The following is a 17,814-nucleotide window of genomic DNA, read 5'->3' on the forward strand; positions in this document are numbered from 1 at the left end:
TAAAAAAATTAAGAGGCTAAAGCAGCAGCATTGGCAGCAGCTAAACCAGCTTGCAACGATTTCAATTTCACTTGTGCTTTATTCAAATCTGCATTGGCATCGCCAAGTTGTTTAGTGATCAGTTTATAAGCTTTTTCCATTTGTTTGTAATTACCTCTGGCCACCGTATAGGCATTGTCTAGATACCAGGTTAAAGAGGTTTTATTTACAGTATTGTTGGTTTCGGTGGTACCAGTTAACAAATGATAAAAATCTTTGGCCTGATCTAATTCTAATGCCATGGCCATTTCAGTTTCTCTATTAGAAGCTTGAGCTGCAAAAGTAGATTTCAAAGCAATTAAGGTCAGTGCAACGGCATCATTCGCATTTTTACCTGCCACACCAACCATAGTAATCAAATCGTCGGAAATGAGTGGGTTCAGTGCTTTTTTTCTAATGATGATATTGGAAAGTTTGTTGATGATTTCTGCAACATAGATGAGCTTATCAATCAGCACCTTAATTTTTGGCGCTAAATCTTTACTGTTTGTTGTTGCTTTGGCCATTTCTGTAACCGCGATCTGAGAATTATTTTTAAGGTCTAGCGCATTCTGTACCATTTGTTCTATCAACAATTTGTTGTTGTACGTTTGCGATCTGATCTCTTCGTCAGTTGCTAAAAAGCCCTGAATTTTAGTTGATTTTTCTGTTAAAGAATCGACAATTGCCTGAAACTGCGCTACATTGTGTTGCGCATCGATCACCTTAATTGTCAACTCATCTAATTCAGCTTTTTTCTGTTCGGTAACACCACTTCTGGTGCGAAAAGTAGATTTTATTGCAAGAGTTTCCATGGTCTATTTTTTAGGGTTATTTCCATTATACTTAAAACTATCAGTAACCTTAATGCTCGAAATTGCATTGGTATAGTTATTCGGATTGTTGATCGCATCCGTAGAAACGGTAAGGATCACCGGATAATAGGCATTGTCTTCAATAAGCAGGTTGCCAAAATTATCTGTTGTTTCTGGACCGATAAATGCCGCCCAATTTTTATGGCGTTTTTTATTGGCGATATCGCTTTCGTCGCTAATATCCAACAATTCGTAAACTGTGGTATAATTACTTGGCGATACTTGTTCTGCCAGGGTCAGGTTAAAGAAGAAACCTAAATTACCATCATCGTAAGTATCGGTTACCGCTGCAATAATTTTTGTTTTATTCTCGATTGCTTCTTTTTGGAAACTTTTGGTTTCTTCGAGTACAAATACTAAATCTGCTTCATTTTGCGTCAACTTTGTCTGTTGAACCAATAATTTTTTAAGTTCGGTCTCCTCTTTACTTTTAGGTTTTGGGTTAGCTCCATTAAGTTTATCTATCTGCAGTGCCAACTGGTGCAATTCGTGTTTAACAGTTGTTTGTTGGGCTTTGATATCCTTAATTTCAGCATCGTAATTGCTAATCGTTAGCTCAATATCCTTAATTTTTCGCTCGTTGTTTTTTGCAGTTACCTTAGCCTCGTCTATGATACTCAACAAACGCTTTCTTGTTAAAAGGCCCTTGGTGAGCTTTTCGGTTGCAGGTAAAAACAGGCATTTGTACAGCGGAGAATTTTCAACCTTTATGGGCGTTTGAAATGTCAATTTGCGGGTATAATCAGAGAGATCGTATACTTGTTCAATAGTGTCTATTTCGCCCATCAGAACCGGAATGGTATTGGCATTCACATCAACAGTAATTTTTTGCTTCTCATGGCTATCCGCTACTTTTCCAATCTCGTAAGTTTTAATTTTAGCCCCATCAACTGCCTGTAATTGGTTGGTTAAGGTAAATTTCCTTGAAGGTGCCGAAAGGAAATCGCTAAAATCATTCACTTCTCTTTTATAACCATCTTTATAAACGGCCAATACAAAAGCTACATAGTTGACACCAAATTTGATCGGTTCTCCATCAGAATCAATCACTTTTGTATATTCAGAGACATTTGAAATGACCAAAAAGTTATTGAAATCAATTATTCCGGTCATTAGTTTTCCATCTGCTTCGTCTACCTTAATAAACTGGTTCTGAATGTTATTGATTCGAATAGTTTCGGCATTGGAAAGGGAAAAGATAGATTTTTTGTTTTCTTTGACAAAAATGACATGGTAATCTTCAATAATTTCAAGATAATCAAATGGATTTGTGATGGCCTTAAAGGAAACAATGTAACTGGTATCTGTTATTTGCCCAACCATTAAATTGATGTTCAACTCCTCATTGGTCGAATCGTAAGCTTCTGTAGTGGCCTTAAAATCGACACTAATGTCTTCTAAAACGCCTTCGGCTAGTTTTTCTTTGGCACTGGCACTTGCCAATGTCACATTATCTGCGTTTACAGTTTGAGATACCGTATCAAAATCAGTGGATGTAATTTGGAGTAGGTTATTGATGGCCGTATTGACACTTTTTGCTTTGTCAAACACCGTTGGAGCCGAAACTTCAGAAGTATACATGGAGGTTTCCATGGCCAGTTTAGAGGCTTCTTCTGCTTCATAAGCCGTATTGTCTATCAAGGCACGTACTTTATCGGTATCTGCAAAAATATCACTGTTCCTGTCTGCAGCATGTACAATGCTAAAAATACTACCAATATCACTGGCCAACCTTACAATAGAATTGGCCGCAATTTGTACGTTGGATGCGCAAACAGCCATGTTATTGATCGATTGTTTAAAATACTGGTTGGCCTGATTTGCTGAAGCCAACAGATTATTGCTCAAATTGGTATTGTCTACAGCTTGTGTTTTTACTTTTGCCTTAATTTTCATTTCATGTTTTGCAGCATTTAATTTTTCTTCTGCAGAAATGGTGGCTCCTTCGGCATAATAAAGTGTAAACATCGAAGCATTAAGTTGAGAGTAAATTGCTTTCTCTTCTAGGGCCTGACTTTGTAAAGAAGTCACGACGACTGCGTTTAAATTTTCGTTGTATGAATTCATAATATTGTTTAATTTTTAAATAAATGATTATTGATTAAGATCGTTGCTGTCAAATTCAGCTACTGTCTATTTTCCTGTGATTCAATTTTATTAATTTCATCCTATCTTAATTTTTTAATGTGGCCATTGTACATAAAGTGGTTTATTCATCCAGGGGTATTTAATGATCGAAAACGTGAATGGAGATTGATGAATGAGTAGATCATAAGCCCTTTTTTCGATCGTGAGTTCCCACTTGTCTTCATATTCTATCAATAGGCCATCACGGATCAACCAATTGCCTCTAAAACCATCTATAGACGATGAGCCTATTGCGCCCCAATAGCCAATCATTGTGGTAATTAAACCTTCTATCAAGGAGACTTCTTCTTCATTGATTTCGATTTCATTTGTGATGGGTTCATTCAATGGAATTCCGCACAAAATTTTGTTCAATGCCAAAGCAGGTTCCTCTGTTTGGGTTAAACCTGTGGCTACAAATTGCAGGTAATGTACAGCCGATTGTTGTTGATCCGTCAGGAATTTTTTATCGTCAGAAATGATACCCAAACGCTCAAAAAGCATCGGAATATAATGGTTAATGAGCACCAAGCCTGCATTTTGAATATAGATGCTATCTTTAAGTAGTTCGGTACTATCTATAAAAGTAGGCTTTAAAACCTGTTTTTTAACTGTCAGGTTTTGTACGGTCTGCTTAGTTTGCAGCTGTTGATCTGCTAGCTGAGCAAATGTAATTTGTAATGCAGGTGGAAACTGAAGTTTGATTCTATCAAAACTTTGGATCAGTTTTGTTTTGTCTACCCCTCTTTCTAGGCAAATATCCCAGGTCAGTTCTTGCCAAATGTGCTGTGCCGAGAGTATTTTCCAGTTCCCATTTAACCAGGTTTTTAGTGCCTTTTTAAACAGCAGGTATTGTATTTCTTTTGCAGAAATGCCTTGAGCCATAAAATTACCTAATGAAAAATAGAAGGCTTCTATCCCTTTTAAAGTTGTGTTTTGGGCTTTGTTTAAATTGGTAACTGCTTTGATCAATACTTTAAAATCGATATTCTGGCTCAACCACCACAGTTGTGCTTCGCTAATCACTTCTTGTTTCAGCACTAGAAAAAACTGCACAGGGTGATTGACCATGATTTCATGAAGCAATTCCTGCACTTCTTCTTCCTGAGTACTGTTATACCAGCTAGGAATTTGTTTTTTACAGATGAGCTGATAACTCAATTCGTAAAGCAATCCTTTATCTTTTGATTTGGCTATTTTTTCGGCTTGTAATACTGGACGTATATTTTGATTTAACTTGCTAAAATTAGGCAAATGCACTTCAAGTATGTTAGCCAACATTGGTGTAATGTTCAATTGGCTATCCTTTATAGCCGCTATGATCGATGCTACATGGAATGAGTGTAGTCTTGTCATTTCAAACAAGGAAGTTTGCACCAGCTGATTTAAATCGGTAGTAGACAGCCGGTTTGTTTTCAGTGTTTTCCATAATAGATTCCAAAAACGATACTCGATCAACTCAGGCATGGCCCCGCCCAACAAATGCTCAACCAAGTTAAACCATGCTTTTAATGTTTGAATGGACTGTGTTGCAGTGGTATCATTTACATCAATCATCCATAACGTAAGCTGATCAAAAGAAATGGCCGAATGGAGTAATATAATCCGCTTCTTTGAAATGCTAAATGAAGCCAATATTTTTTTAACCTGTTTGGCATCTGTTTCTAATGCGATAGCTATAAGCGCATTGAAATTTAACTCAACACCATCTTTTGTGATGTGATTTGAACCCAATTTCAAACAGGTTTCAATGGCCAGAAACAAATCTCTATAGGCTATTTCTTGCCCATTTTGTAACTGGATCAATTTTGTTTGTTGAAGAGGGGATATTGAAATTTCCTCGCCTTCTATTTGTGGTAATGAGAGGTTAAAATGATATAAAATGGCTGCTTTAAAAGATCTTTTCAGCATTTCTTGATTCCCCATATGGTTTTGATAGGCCAACAAACACTTCCAATACAGTTCGGCACTTAACTTTTCGATATCTGCTATTTTACTCTCCCCTAGCTGTTTAACTAAAATGGCATTGTATTTCGCTAGCAAAAGTTCCATCAGTTGGGCGCCCCCACGCATTAAATAATTGCTTATTTTTTTTCCTGCCACCTTATTTTGCAGGTTAATGATGGTCAATTGCCTACGGGTTAAAGCATTTAGCAATAATTCACCAACGGCCGTTCTATTGTCTCCTGCCTGCACCATTAACGAATAGACTTGCTGCCATGTAAATTCTTTTTGATCCTTTTGGAAGAGTTGAGCAACATTAACCAATGCACCATATTGAGTGTTAGCTACCAAATAAACAAATCGTTTAAATTGATTGATTTGACTAGCCGACAACTGTTTAGCCATTTTAATCAGGATCAATTCTACCAGTTTTTCGGCTTTCAATTGTGGCTGAGTGATTATTCCCATTAAGCCAAAGTAGCTGATGTTTACATGGAGCCAATGGCTAAAATCGGCATCACCTTTGCCTTTTTTAAATCGCTCTGTTAGTTGTTTCAATTGCGAGAAAATAACAGTGTGGGCATTACCTACTTCTTTTAACAATACCTGCGTAATATGATGACTTAACAAATAGGGAAGCATTTTTTCTAAACCGTCTTTTTTAGTATAGGCGATCAGCGCTGCTAAGGCTAATTTTGGGTTTTGTAAAATGCTTTTCGACAATTGATTTTGCAGCAACAAAATGCTTTCTTTTGTTGCCGAATTATTGTTTAATGCACCTATAAATTTGGCAATCAGCGTTGTGATGTGAGCTGTGGGTAAACTTATACCTTTGGTAACCACACCTTCTCCCATTGCCTTTGTAAAATTGCTATAATGTGCAATATTTACCAATGTTTTGACTGAGCTTGGAACATGTGCGGCAAGCAATCGACTGGCGAGTTGCTCTTTTTTCAATCCACTTTTTTTACTCAACTGATCGATATAAAAAGCCAAAAACAGGGCGTTGGTAAAAGTGCTTTTTTGATGGAATTCTAAAAACTGCAATCCGATTTCCCAAACTACATTTCGTTGTACATTTAATTGGAGTTCTTTATTCAGGCTAGTTAAAAAGTATACATTTTGGATCAGGTCATTGGCACTTGTTAGGTTCAATGCCTTATAGATCACTTCCAACGATTCCTCATTTAAAATCTGGGCTAGATTTTTCCACCAATTTTTGCGATTTGCGTGTGCTAAAACCAAACGTTCAAATTTAGATTGATCTGCTCTAGCAAGGTTCACCATTAATTCGTTAAATTCAATTTGCTGATCTTTTGCTTGGTTGCTCGGGTATTTTAAAAAGTAACGCTTTAGTCTTTCCCAATAATCTATCTCCTTGCTTTTTTCACTTTTATGCTTCCCTTTTGCAATCTGATGTGCAGTAGAAAGGGTATGGATAATGGTTATAAACTCGTGTTGAATGGCATGTTGCAAACTAATTTGATCGGCTGCACTTTCAATCAACATTAAAAGTTCATCGTAACTTACATTGTAATGAGCCGCCATCTGTTCAATATTGCTTTTCATAAAAGCTACTTTGTTAAAGATGGTACCTCTTTCTGTTAAAAGGTAATCCAGTATCCATAACCAGAGATGCTTCTTAAAATCAACACCATTTGCCCGAACTACATTTTCTTTCGTCTGTATTTTGATCAATTCGTTTGAAAAATCAATAACCTGTATATGGTGATGAGGTTCTAGCCCAATCACAATCATCTTTAAGTTGGCTTCATTTGCTTGCCAAGCTATTCTCTTTCTAACTTCAAAGTCAGTCTGCCCTATTTCTCTTAATAGGACAGCTACACTTTTAAGGTTGTTTTTTAACTGTTCTGCTAAAATTTGGTTAATTGATCCATCGGTAGATTTGTAGCTCCACGGCAGTAGTCCATTGAGCAGAAAATAACGCAATAGTTGAAGATGGGAAGTAGGATGATCTTCTATCTCAATTTTTAAACTGCCTCTATTGCCATTAATGATCAATTCAATTAATTGTCGATTCAATTGAGCTCTCAATTGGGTAGTCAGTTCAAATTCAAGGTGATCAAAATTAATTTGACCAAGATCTATGGCTAAGGTCTTAATTTTCCAAGTTTGGGCTATCGGGCAAAATTGATCAAAAATATCAACCACATTTTGGGGCATTTTAATTTTGCTCCAAGTACTTAAGCGTTCTTGTAATTCAATAGCTTTCTCCTTCATGTCAAAAGAAGTGTCCCAGCTCAGCTTAGCAATGATATGGTTCAAATTTTCTCTCATTTTGTTTCGGCATGATAGTGAATGAGTAGATTAGCTAAAATTATAGCAGTTTGTGTGCGCAATTGGTTGTGGTCAATCTGTTTTGGTTTTTCGTTAATCAAACAGTTATGCCAGCTCACAAATGCCTTAATCAAATTGAGCAGATCTTTACTTTCCTTAAAATAATAGCTACAGCTCAGTGCAACTGGAACTGTCTGTTGTAAAAAGAGATCCAATCGTGCTGTAAAGTCATTGCTTTTAAGAAATGATGGAAGAATCAAGATTAGTTTATTCCCGAAAATGAGGTCATCATTTGCTAAGTCTATTTGTGCTCCTCCCTTTATTTTTACGGTATAGGTATACGCTGTATTTTTAATTCGGGCACTTAAATGATCATTGTCTTGCTGAATTGCTACCCTTTTTAATGGATAGGTAACTTCAGCTGTTTTTAGCGTAGGCTGGTCTGACAACGTATTTAAACTAGTCTGCCCATTTTGGGTCAATAAATCATGCAGTTCTAGAAGCTGTTGATAATTTAGCGCAGTGTCTATCTGCCAGTTTTCTTGCCCAATTTTTACCACCATTTCGAAACCAATAAATTGCCAAAGCACTTTAGTTTCAATTAGGATGAAACCTTTTCGGTGTTGAATTAACCATAGGGCCACCTGAATTTCTAAACTCCAAGCAATTTCGTTCCTACTTTCGTGGTAATAGTGGATGAGATAGTTTTTAAATTGAGCTTTTAAACCAAAAAGCAAAGCAAGTTTTAACTCTAAAGCTGCATAATTGATAAAATCAGATTCTTTTAGTTTTTCAAGTCGATCTATCTTTTGTACATCAAAAATAAAGTCTGAGGTATCTCCACTAAAAAATGCCCTATTGAATGTTGCCAGAATTTCGATATCCAAGCCCTTTATTTCATTTGCAGCCAAATAGTTATAGGCTTTTTGTCGGTAATAAGACAACAAGCCAAAATTTTGCAGGTAAAGGCTTTTCAAGATCACTTGATCATTTAACTTGTTTCCGGTATAAACCGTTCCCTTAATCACTGCATCAATTACCAAAGGAGATTCGCCGTGTCTGGCCAGTAAATGATCCAATAAATCATTTCTTCTCGATAAATTGACCGTTTTATCTTCCATCAATTCCATTAAACCATGAATGTATGGGTTGTATGGATTTTGCTTATAAGCCTTCCAAGCATTAGCCTCTACCTCTTTGTCAGATTCTGCGGTGGTCATTATTCGCAAAGCCTCGTTATCTTTTAACAAAGGACCAATATGAGGTACATTGTAAAGAGATTGGTAATAATAAGTGGGCGAAAAAGTAAGGTATGGTGCCGGATAGGCCAAATGCTGTTTTTCGTAGGCATCTTTCACGTCGTAAAATTCTTTAACATCAGAAGGATTGCCGTTAATGGAATTTTTAAAAGAAAAGAGCTGATCGATATTGGCCAATTGCGAAAACTGGTTGGCCAGTACCTGATCAAATAAGGTTAAATATCCTTTTAACTGTCTGGATTGCGCTATTTGAAACGGAGTTGCATTAGCAGTAATGGCATTGGCACCCACGGCATACAGCTCTGGAAAAGTATTTTGGATGGAATAATAGTTATTGATATCTCTGTATTTACCTTTTGGCAAAGTGGTTTGAATGTTAACCGCAGCCCCCAAAACGATATGCATTTCTGGTGGCCTAGTTTGGTTCAGTGCCAATTGGAGATCAAAATTGATACTGTTCCCTTTATAGTTGATGGTGAGCTCACTTAAATCAATATGGAGAATTTCATGTTCCCTTGTTGCTGGCTGATCCTGCCCTTCTTTAAATGCCAAACCAGTAACTGTACTGATCCCTTTAATTGACCTCATTACATTGGTGATTTCGGCAATGGTCAATTGATCTTTTTTGGTACCCAATGCTGCAGTTGTAATCCATCCATTTTGGAGCAAGGGCCCGTTAAATATCTCATTGGTATCGTAACCATCTTGCTTTAAGTGATCGTAACTTACTTGGTCAGCTTTTGGAAATATGGCATTCTGAATGGCCGTATTGAGCTCGATTAAAATATTGGTCAATTCACTTTCATTTTCAATGGCCAGTTCACCAATCAATACCCTATTTACCTTTTCATACACCTTGGGCATGAAAAACAACTCACTGGTATTTCTACATTTGTTCAGGCAATAAAAAGCTTCTTTTTCAAGGTCTTGATCGCTTGCTTGTACTACATGTTCATCAATTGATAAATAGGCCTGATAAAATGTATTGCATTTGGCATAGATCATTACGTTTTTAAGCCCCTTCACATTATCAATTAAGTATTTCCTGTAATCGTTTAGGGTAACTGGAGAGCTGGTTAAAATCTGTTCTGGTAAATAAAATTGATTTTTGATTTTCAGTTTTCCATTTGATGCGGTAAGCATATCATTGATCGAAAAATCATTACAATAGCCCAATTCTGTAAGTGCATAACAAACCTGATCTAAAATGGTTACTCCGGGATCACTCGGGTTTAAATTGGTCCACTCGTTTCCGCCATGCTCCTGAATAAAAGCCAAAGCTTCCTCTTTCAGCGATTTGAAATCCTGCGTAAGGGGCAATTGTTCAGCTATGATATAATATTGCGCTTCCATATCAGTTCAATTGACTAAGGTGATGTTCCATACAAGACACGATCAATTTTCCCGCTCCATAATTGATTTCGTTGGTATAATTCCAAGTCACATTTTTTGCCTCATCAACTCCGGGAATGCCTTTGATAAACGTAATTAATGCAGCCAAATCGATCCCTTGATCTATGGTAATTGTAGGTTGATCACTGACAATCCAGGGCGATAAATAAAGACATAAGGCTTGGTTCACTGTTCTTTTAACCCCATCCCAAGCATAACCTTGTTTAATTAGTAAATCTGCTGTGATGTAAACAGGATTAAATTCAAAATTAGAGACTTGGATTGGCGACAAACCTGAAGCGCCTTCCGTTAAAAGTTGATTGATTTCTTTGAGTTGACAAGTGCTTAGCAAAGGTGTAAAGGCATTAGCTTCTTGCCAGTTTGAATAGGCTTTTACAAGGTATACCCTGCTTATTTTTAACCGATTATCAAATAGGGTTTTAGTATAATAAACATCAGGATAGTTTTGCTTAATTGTCCAGAAATAATCTTCACTGGTGAGCACCCGGTCTTTTGTTTTTAACCGCATGCTTACCCTTTGGTTCATTTGCGTTGTATTTTCTTCAACCTTACCGCCAAATGATGGGAAGGGTTGTATGAGGGTTGCAATTTGTGGAATAGCAAATTGAGGTTTTGTAATGCTTTGACTTGGCAGTTGCGTTGACAAAAACGGGTGACCCTCACGTTGCACTACAAAACCATTGGTTTGTAAAAACACCACGTTGGCAAATGTGGTGGTACTGGTATCTGCGGTAATACAAAACCAATACTTTTTGCCCTTGCCCATAAAGTCTTGTTGGGCTATTTGTGTTGGAACAGCTAGGCTTACGATACCCGAACAACTAAAATTAGCTGTTTCGTCAGCCACAACTGTTAAAGCATGCCAGCCATTTTCATTGAGGTAATAATAGGCGGCTTTGCTCTCTGATTGGCTTAGCGCTACCTGATCTCTGGTTAATTCAAAATAAAAGTTAAGTGATTCTGTTGGCGCCAAGTTGTCCATTTCCAGAAATAAAAATCCGTTGTAATTCGGAGCAAATAATAAACCGTTGGTTGAGGTGCTTTCATTGCTGTTAACAACTGACCCTATTGCTGCGCTTGTGCTCACAGTAGTTTCTTTCAAATTAAAAACGAAAGGATCTGTTGCCATGGGCGAATAAGAATAACATTGAAAGGGATATTTCAATTCGCCATTTAACTGTGCACTGGCACTATAATTTACGGTTAAACCCGATACTTTTGGGGCAAATGGTAAATTGGCGGGAGGAATTAATTCATCAATAGTTGCGCTGTTATATAAAAGCCACGAGTTATAGGTGGCCACTTGGGCTACAACATTGGAATAGATACCAGAACCAAAACCATAAGGATTTCCGCTCAACACAATTTTCATAAAACCAGAAGTACTGCTATCGGTATATTTGAATGCTGTGATGTTTTGAATACTTGGATCCACTACTGTTGGATCTGCAACCGTAACCGCAGGATTGCTAACTGGCAAATAAGAAAAGTAACTTTGAGCTACCAAAGATTGGTCTTGTATGGCAAATAATGATGGCAATATTTCATTTACGCTGGCTGTAGCATTAGGAGCGGTTACAGCAACAGTAGTAGTTAAACCATCATTGAGTTGAGCAGTGGCCAACATGCCAAATGTTTTCCATTCTCCATCTTGCAGCAATTTAAAATCGCCTGTAAAACACTGGTTATGGAATGGATATCTTCTTAAATCTGCAGTTTTGTTTTTGCCAAACAACCAATTGGTAAAGCGCTTTAACAAAGGCAATTTGACCAAGCTACCCACTAAGTATTTGTTGTAAGTTAGATAATAGAATAAAAAACTTGGTGGTAAATTGTTCCAATCAATCTCCATATTGAAAGACGACAGTTGTTTGCTAAAAATTTCATTGTTGCCAATGATAAAATTGCTGTTGAGTAGTGGAATTGAACCAAAGGGCTGATAAGGATTTTTAGCGCTAATTGGACCAAAATCATTGTACAATTGAAATGTTTTAACACCAGTAACTGTTACAGAAAGATCAATAGCGCTAATGGTTTGTAATAATGTGGTAAGATCGGCTACTGCTGCAAACTCCATTTTCAACATTGGCCAAGAGCTTGCTATTTTTTCAGGATTTTTTAAAAAAATTTCAATTTCTGGTGCATCAGCATGAATGGTAAGCTGAATTGAATTGTTAGCAATCAATTTAACATCAACTGGTTTATTGACCAATAACCATCTGTTTTGGGTACTGAGGTAAAAAGTTATTTGCTCAAAAAATGGACTAAAATCAATATTTTCAAATTCGAGTGTCACGGTTCGTTTTCCTTCTCTTAACAACAGTAATGGCGAAGAAATGATAAAACCAGTTTGCAATGCATTTGCAATTGCTAGGCTTTGGTCGCCAAAAAATTTCCAACTTTTTACTTTTCCATCTTCATCCTTTTGGATACTTGTTGGATTTGAAACAGCTTGGAGTGCTGTAAAAGGAAAACTGCCTGTATCCTTACATTTAGCAATGGTATATGCTCCAGTAATTGTTGCAGGATTAAGATTGACAGCGGTCTGATTAGCAAATAAGATTGGATTTTTTTGAGCATCTACCCCACCGTTAAAAGATGTATAGGCTGGCAGCGTAAAAGTGGTATCGGTTTTAGCCAAAGTTGCAAAAACAAGTGCTTGGTCTGCAACTGCGGGTTGGATAGATTGTTTTAGAATATCTTGGTAATAAAATTGGAGGTGTTTTTGCGAAACCTCATTCAACTGGTCTTTATAATTGCCCAAAAGATCAACAAATGTCCTTAACAAAAGCGTGTCTGGATATTTTCCTTTTTCGCTTTTAACAGTTTCATATTCTTTTGCTGCATAAGTTACAATGGCCTCTAAGAAATTTAAGAGTTCATTGCCAATTTTTTGAATTGCTGTATATACAGTTAGGGGTCTACTATTTTCATCTACTTGATGGGCAATACCCAATACCTCCCAATAGGGAATCTTATTTCTACTCTGTTTCCAGATCTGCTCATCAAAATGGTTAAACTGCTCATAAGGAACAGCTTTGATTTTAAATCCATAAGGCAATAAGGAAAGGTCTTCTCTAATGGCCATAATTGCCCAGAAATAAGCACTATAAGTATTTTTAACTTGATGAAGCACATATTTTTTTAGCTCATAGTCTATGTCCGTTACCTGCATGTAATGAGTCCATCTTTCTATGCGCACAAATATTGTAGTCAATTGATCAAACAGGTTATTCATCCCAATAAAAAGTGCCCTATTGATTCGTTGTTTTTTAACAATGGGCTCAATTTGGTTACAGGTAATGAGATAGGCAGATAGTATTTTTTCGACTTTTGTTTTAGAGATATGGGCCAAAAGAAAAGCTGGATCTTTTAATAAAAATGGAGCCCAATTGCCATTGATGGTATTATCGTGGTTATAAAAATTAATCACCGACGCAAAATTAGACAAGAAAGAAAGCCGATCAATTTCAGTTCTTCCATCTATTAGGGAAGAGCCTGGAATGAGAGCCATTTCCTGAGCCAATATTGCGCTATTTTGGTCCATAATTTTCATTTATGCTCAACTCAAATTTGTCCCTTCATTGATATGGAAAGGGAACACATAATTATGTCTGGTGTTGGTTTGGTTATACATGTACAAAATGGAGATTTCAGTTAAACCATTGTACAGGTCTATAAATTCTACTTTCACATCATATACTGTTATTCTGGGTTCATTATTTAAGAGCGAGATTTTAACTGCTTCTGCAATCTCTCCTCTTAATGTTTCGTCCATCTTTTTAAAGAAAAATTGTTGCAAACCCGAGCCAAATTGTGGTTCAAAACATCTTTCTCCATTTTTGGTCAATAAAATAATATCGATACTATCATTGATATTCTGCTCATTTGCCGTCAATTCTAACTGGCTATTGCCCGCAGAGAAAGTAACAGGAAAGGCCCAGCCCGATCCTAAAAAATTATGCTCATATTTGATTGATTTAGCCACCTATTTCTACATTAAATGCCCCCAAAAGAATTTCGCCACCATGTGCGGTTTGGTCGCCAAGCCTTGCAGCTGGCATACCACCAATGAATACCGTTGCCGATCCTTTCACAATCGAATCTGGCGGTCCTACACAAATCAGCATGTCGCCCACTTTTGCTGCCGGCAAGCCAGCAATTAAAACCGTAACCTCTCCAGGACCAACAATTGGTCCGCCTACATGAGGAATTGGAGGTAATCCGGGGTCCATCATCGGACATTCATGAAAATCTGTTAATCGAGCTGCTGGCGGCATAAGTTTTAATTGATCATTATCATGGCACTTTTCAGTGTCAGTTCCATTCCACTATTAATTTGCGCCATCTCTCCGCCTTGGCAGGAGTATTGGCTATCTGCTGTTTCTTTTATATTGATTCCACTCGTTTCTACATCGCCAGTAGGTGCTAAAATCTTAACCCCTTGTTGGCCTTGAATGGTTACTTGCTGATCTGCCTCTATCTTAATGTCGTATGGGCTTTTCATTACGATACCGCCAGACGACATGACCACACTGTTGTTATTTTGGTCGGTAATGGAAATTTGCTTGGCATCATCGCTCAAAACAATGGTATTTTTACTAGGTGTAGCAATGGTGAATATTTTTTTATCGTCATTAAACTCTACAGAAATACCCGATTTGGAAACGATGGCTTTAATTGTGTTTTTCTGATCTGCAGTTAAGCCAGTAAAGGGAACATTTTTGGTACCACTGTATAGGCTACCGAGAATGATCGGATAGCGTGGATCTTCATTTAAAAAGCCCAGAATAACTTCATCACCTACTTCAGGCATAAAGAATACGCCCGCTCCATTTGTCGAATAAAAATTAGAAAGCCTCGCCCAAATCCCCTCTCCATTGGTATCAAATAAGGGTACATCTACCAAAATCCGAAATTGGGTATCGGGGTCTTCGTACATTTTTTTTACGGTACCATTAAATAGGCCTCTTGCACCAGGCAAAAGACCTGATGCCGATTGTGCCATGATATCTGGCTCGTCCATAAACCAAGTAGGTGGAAGTCCAATACTTACTTCTGTAACCCAATTTCCATTCGAAAAATCGTGTTCTACACCCGAAACAAGGTGGTTACCATTAAAACGATCGCCCAAACCTTGTAGAGTAATATAAGTACCGGGTTCAACCAAATTTGTTCCCTGAAACTTGGCTTCACCTTGTATTTTCGAATACTCGCTTTTAATTAATTGTGCTTGGCACCAAGTGGTTAAATCGGCCGATTCCATTGGAGCGGTAGTTTGTAACTGATAATCTGCCAAACCAATTACTGCAGACAAGTCTTTTGAACTGATATTTCCAGGACCTGCCAAGTCATTGGAAGCTTCACCAGAACTAATAGTCTGATTTTTAAAATCCCATGTACTGGCTTTAACCGCTCCAAGTTGGGTAACCGCATTCATTTCAGCATTAAAAGAGAGCAGGTTATCACCATACTTTACTATCAATACTGGTGTTGGGGTTGCATCTGGTTTTTGGACAGAAATTTTGCCATTAATTGCATTTACCACCAAGCTATTTACCTCGGCTCTGGCCAATATAAAATCCCAATCGGTTACATAATATTGTACCTGTTCTGGCCAAACGGTTGTGGTAGCCGCTACATCAGCGCTTAGATCGCTGTAATTACCAAGAATGGATTCGATAATATCGCTATCTTTCTTTTTAGAAAAAGTGAGGCTTTTACGACCAATGATAGTTTTGATGGCTAAATCTCTACATTCAACTTCCAAGGCAGAACCGATTGTTTCGTCGATTCTGATGGTTTGTTTGGTAATGATGCCACTAAAAATCAATTTGTTATCAGAATCATAACCTGCTTCAATGGTTACTTTACCACCGGGTTTAAAAGTAGCTGAAGAACTGGCATCGAACATCCCGGTTTCTGCCTTTCCATCTAAGACAACGATTTTGGCAAAGGGTATTCTATTGGTTTTCTTTTCTACCGTAATGGCGTATATGCCAAATACATCAGGTATCAGATTCCCATCAACCTTAATATCATAAGTTGCTACACTCCCAGTTTCTATGTTGTCTGAAGCTGCCATTATTGAGCTTGTATAATGGGTGGAAAAACAAGTTTTTCGCCCCCTTTTAAATGTCTAAATTTATTGAGGTCGTTGTATTTGGCCACTTGGATATAATACAACTCATCATTCCAAATGGTATGACACAATTGTGGTAGGGTAATGCCCTTTACCACGGTAACCAAATGGCTCATATCTGGCGATAGTTTCTTGTCTGTTTTTTCGACCGTTGTAGGGGAAATATATTGACAAAAAGCCAATGATATTTTAGCTCTTAAAGGGCTGCCATTTGGTTTAAATAAGGTATATGAGATATCGAATGATGTCAATACCCCATTGAAGCTTAAGTTTTGCCCCCATTGTATTTTCACAAAATTGGGTCGGTGTATTTTTCCATTGTAGGTAAATACGATGGTTTCGAGCTTATTGATTTCTACAGACATGTCTGTCCTGTCTGAATCAACCACACCTGTACAATCAATTACGATATCGAAGTTTAATTTATCGCTAGGTGTACTTTTGTATTTTTGAGAGGGCGAACTTGTATTGGGCACCTGTTGTTGGTTATACTCAATGCTTCGCTGTATTTTAAGCGATTCGGGATTAATCATTAAATAATAGGGGCTAATAACGATCGAATTTGCATCCTTTAAGGGTGTTTGAAAGTTCTCGTCTGTAAAACCACTAATCTTCATTAATTCCATTTCAGCTCCTATCTTTTATAATTGTTCTTGTTTGTTTTAGCAGCAATTATCCGCTTACACTCTTCTAACAACTGTCTTTTCAATACTTCTAAATCCTTATCGGCTATTGCAGCATGATCATTTTTAGTTGTTGTGGATATTTCTGTTTTAATAATCAATTCTCTAATCTCAATGGGCATAGTTTTAATCAAATAAATTTCCGAACATCGAAGTTGGTGCAATGGTAAAGTAAGTGTAGGCCAATTCGATAGACTCGATTACAATTCCGTTCTCTTGCGATTTCAAATCAGATACTGCGTATTTAATGGGGTAAGCATTATGGAAAGTCCATTTTACATACACCGTACCATCTGCATCTAATAAGCTCACAGAAATGTCTTGCGTAGTAATCTTATTGGCCAAACCATCATCTATACAACTGGCACACCAATCGTTCAACAATGATCCTTCGGGAATAAGAGCTCTTTTAAGTACCAAATTCTGACTTGAAGCAACGGTTGGCAATCTATATTTAAATCTATTTTCGCCTCCGCATACTACTTCTTCTACACTCATTTCTTTAGAGATACCCGTTACTTCTTGAAAAGAGGCGTCTTCTCCTTTAAAAGAAAGCTCAAAGTAAAAACTTACTGCATATTCCTTACTTGCCATTGGTAATGGTCAATTGCTCGTGTGCAATCTCAATGGTATCAATAGCTACTTCATTGCCATCCGATTTAAGGTCTGTACTGGTAATTTTTGTTGGCCAGGCATTGCTCAATGTCCATTGCATGGTCACTTTGCCGCCCTCATCCAGTAATTTGATCAAAATTGTTCTTCTTTTGATCGTGTTCATCTTAATTTCGGCATGCCAATTCCAAAAGGTATTGTCGTTTACAAAAATCCCTCTCTTCATGGTAATGTTTCCATACTTTGAAATACCCGGCATTTTTTCGGTCGAAAAAAGTGGACTATTACTCTGACGGTATTCTATAATCTGTGTTTCTACATCCATTCCAGACACTTCCTGGAAGGCCACACCTTTTAATTCTGTACCTAGGTCTACTTCAAACCTAAACTTGGGCATCGGCCACGTTGAGCCTTGTTTGCTGCCATCATCTGCCATAATCTTA

General features: G+C 37.4%; 12 protein-coding genes. All 12 read right to left on the minus strand.

The annotated features are described in order from the left end of the window. Positions 1–8: 8 nt before the first annotated feature. Positions 9–833: a hypothetical protein gene (locus AQF98_RS05245; protein ID WP_055130871.1), complete on the minus strand. Its 825-nt coding sequence runs from the start codon at positions 831–833 to the stop codon at positions 9–11. A gap of 3 nt (positions 834–836) precedes the next feature. Then, the gene (locus AQF98_RS05250; RefSeq protein WP_152969638.1) at positions 837–2,960 is read right to left on the minus strand and encodes a hypothetical protein; all 2,124 of its coding nucleotides are present in this window, start codon (positions 2,958–2,960) and stop codon (positions 837–839) included. 114 nt (positions 2,961–3,074) lie between these two features. After that, positions 3,075–7,262, minus strand: coding sequence for a contractile injection system tape measure protein (locus AQF98_RS05255; protein WP_055130873.1), 4,188 nt, complete (start codon positions 7,260–7,262; stop codon positions 3,075–3,077). Then, positions 7,259–9,874 carry a hypothetical protein gene (locus AQF98_RS05260; RefSeq protein ID WP_055130874.1) on the minus strand — a complete coding sequence of 872 codons (2,616 nt, stop codon included), beginning with the start codon at positions 9,872–9,874 and terminating at the stop codon, positions 7,259–7,261. The genes AQF98_RS05255 and AQF98_RS05260 overlap by 4 nt, the downstream gene beginning before the upstream one ends. A gap of 1 nt (position 9,875) precedes the next feature. Then, entirely contained in the window at positions 9,876–13,481 is a 3,606-nt protein-coding gene (locus tag AQF98_RS05265) for a hypothetical protein (RefSeq protein WP_152969639.1), read from the minus strand. 15 nt (positions 13,482–13,496) lie between these two features. Further along, entirely contained in the window at positions 13,497–13,922 is a 426-nt protein-coding gene (locus AQF98_RS05270; protein ID WP_200911844.1) for a GPW/gp25 family protein, read from the minus strand. Next, complete coding sequence (locus AQF98_RS05275; protein ID WP_055130876.1) at positions 13,915–14,214, minus strand: PAAR domain-containing protein; 300 nt, start codon at positions 14,212–14,214, stop codon at positions 13,915–13,917. Before AQF98_RS05275 ends, AQF98_RS05270 begins: the two co-directional genes overlap by 8 nt. A gap of 5 nt (positions 14,215–14,219) precedes the next feature. After that, positions 14,220–16,019, minus strand: coding sequence for a type VI secretion system tip protein VgrG (vgrG, locus tag AQF98_RS05280; protein WP_055130877.1), 1,800 nt, complete (start codon positions 16,017–16,019; stop codon positions 14,220–14,222). Next, positions 16,019–16,702 carry a hypothetical protein gene (locus tag AQF98_RS05285; protein ID WP_055130878.1) on the minus strand — a complete coding sequence of 228 codons (684 nt, stop codon included), beginning with the start codon at positions 16,700–16,702 and terminating at the stop codon, positions 16,019–16,021. Before AQF98_RS05285 ends, vgrG begins: the two co-directional genes overlap by 1 nt. A gap of 8 nt (positions 16,703–16,710) precedes the next feature. Beyond that, the gene (locus tag AQF98_RS22120; RefSeq protein ID WP_161805846.1) at positions 16,711–16,881 is read right to left on the minus strand and encodes a DUF5908 family protein; all 171 of its coding nucleotides are present in this window, start codon (positions 16,879–16,881) and stop codon (positions 16,711–16,713) included. Positions 16,882–16,885: 4 nt separating this feature from the next. After that, a complete protein-coding gene (locus tag AQF98_RS05295) occupies positions 16,886–17,353 on the minus strand; it encodes a phage tail protein (RefSeq protein WP_055130880.1) in 468 nt (155 codons plus the stop codon). Further along, positions 17,343–17,807, minus strand: a complete 465-nt coding sequence (locus AQF98_RS05300; protein ID WP_055130881.1) for a phage tail protein — start codon at positions 17,805–17,807, stop codon at positions 17,343–17,345. Before AQF98_RS05300 ends, AQF98_RS05295 begins: the two co-directional genes overlap by 11 nt. Between the last annotated feature and the right edge of the window lie 7 nt (positions 17,808–17,814).

The sequence above is a fragment of the Pedobacter sp. Hv1 genome, from assembly GCF_001412215.1.
Classification (GTDB): domain Bacteria; phylum Bacteroidota; class Bacteroidia; order Sphingobacteriales; family Sphingobacteriaceae; genus Pedobacter.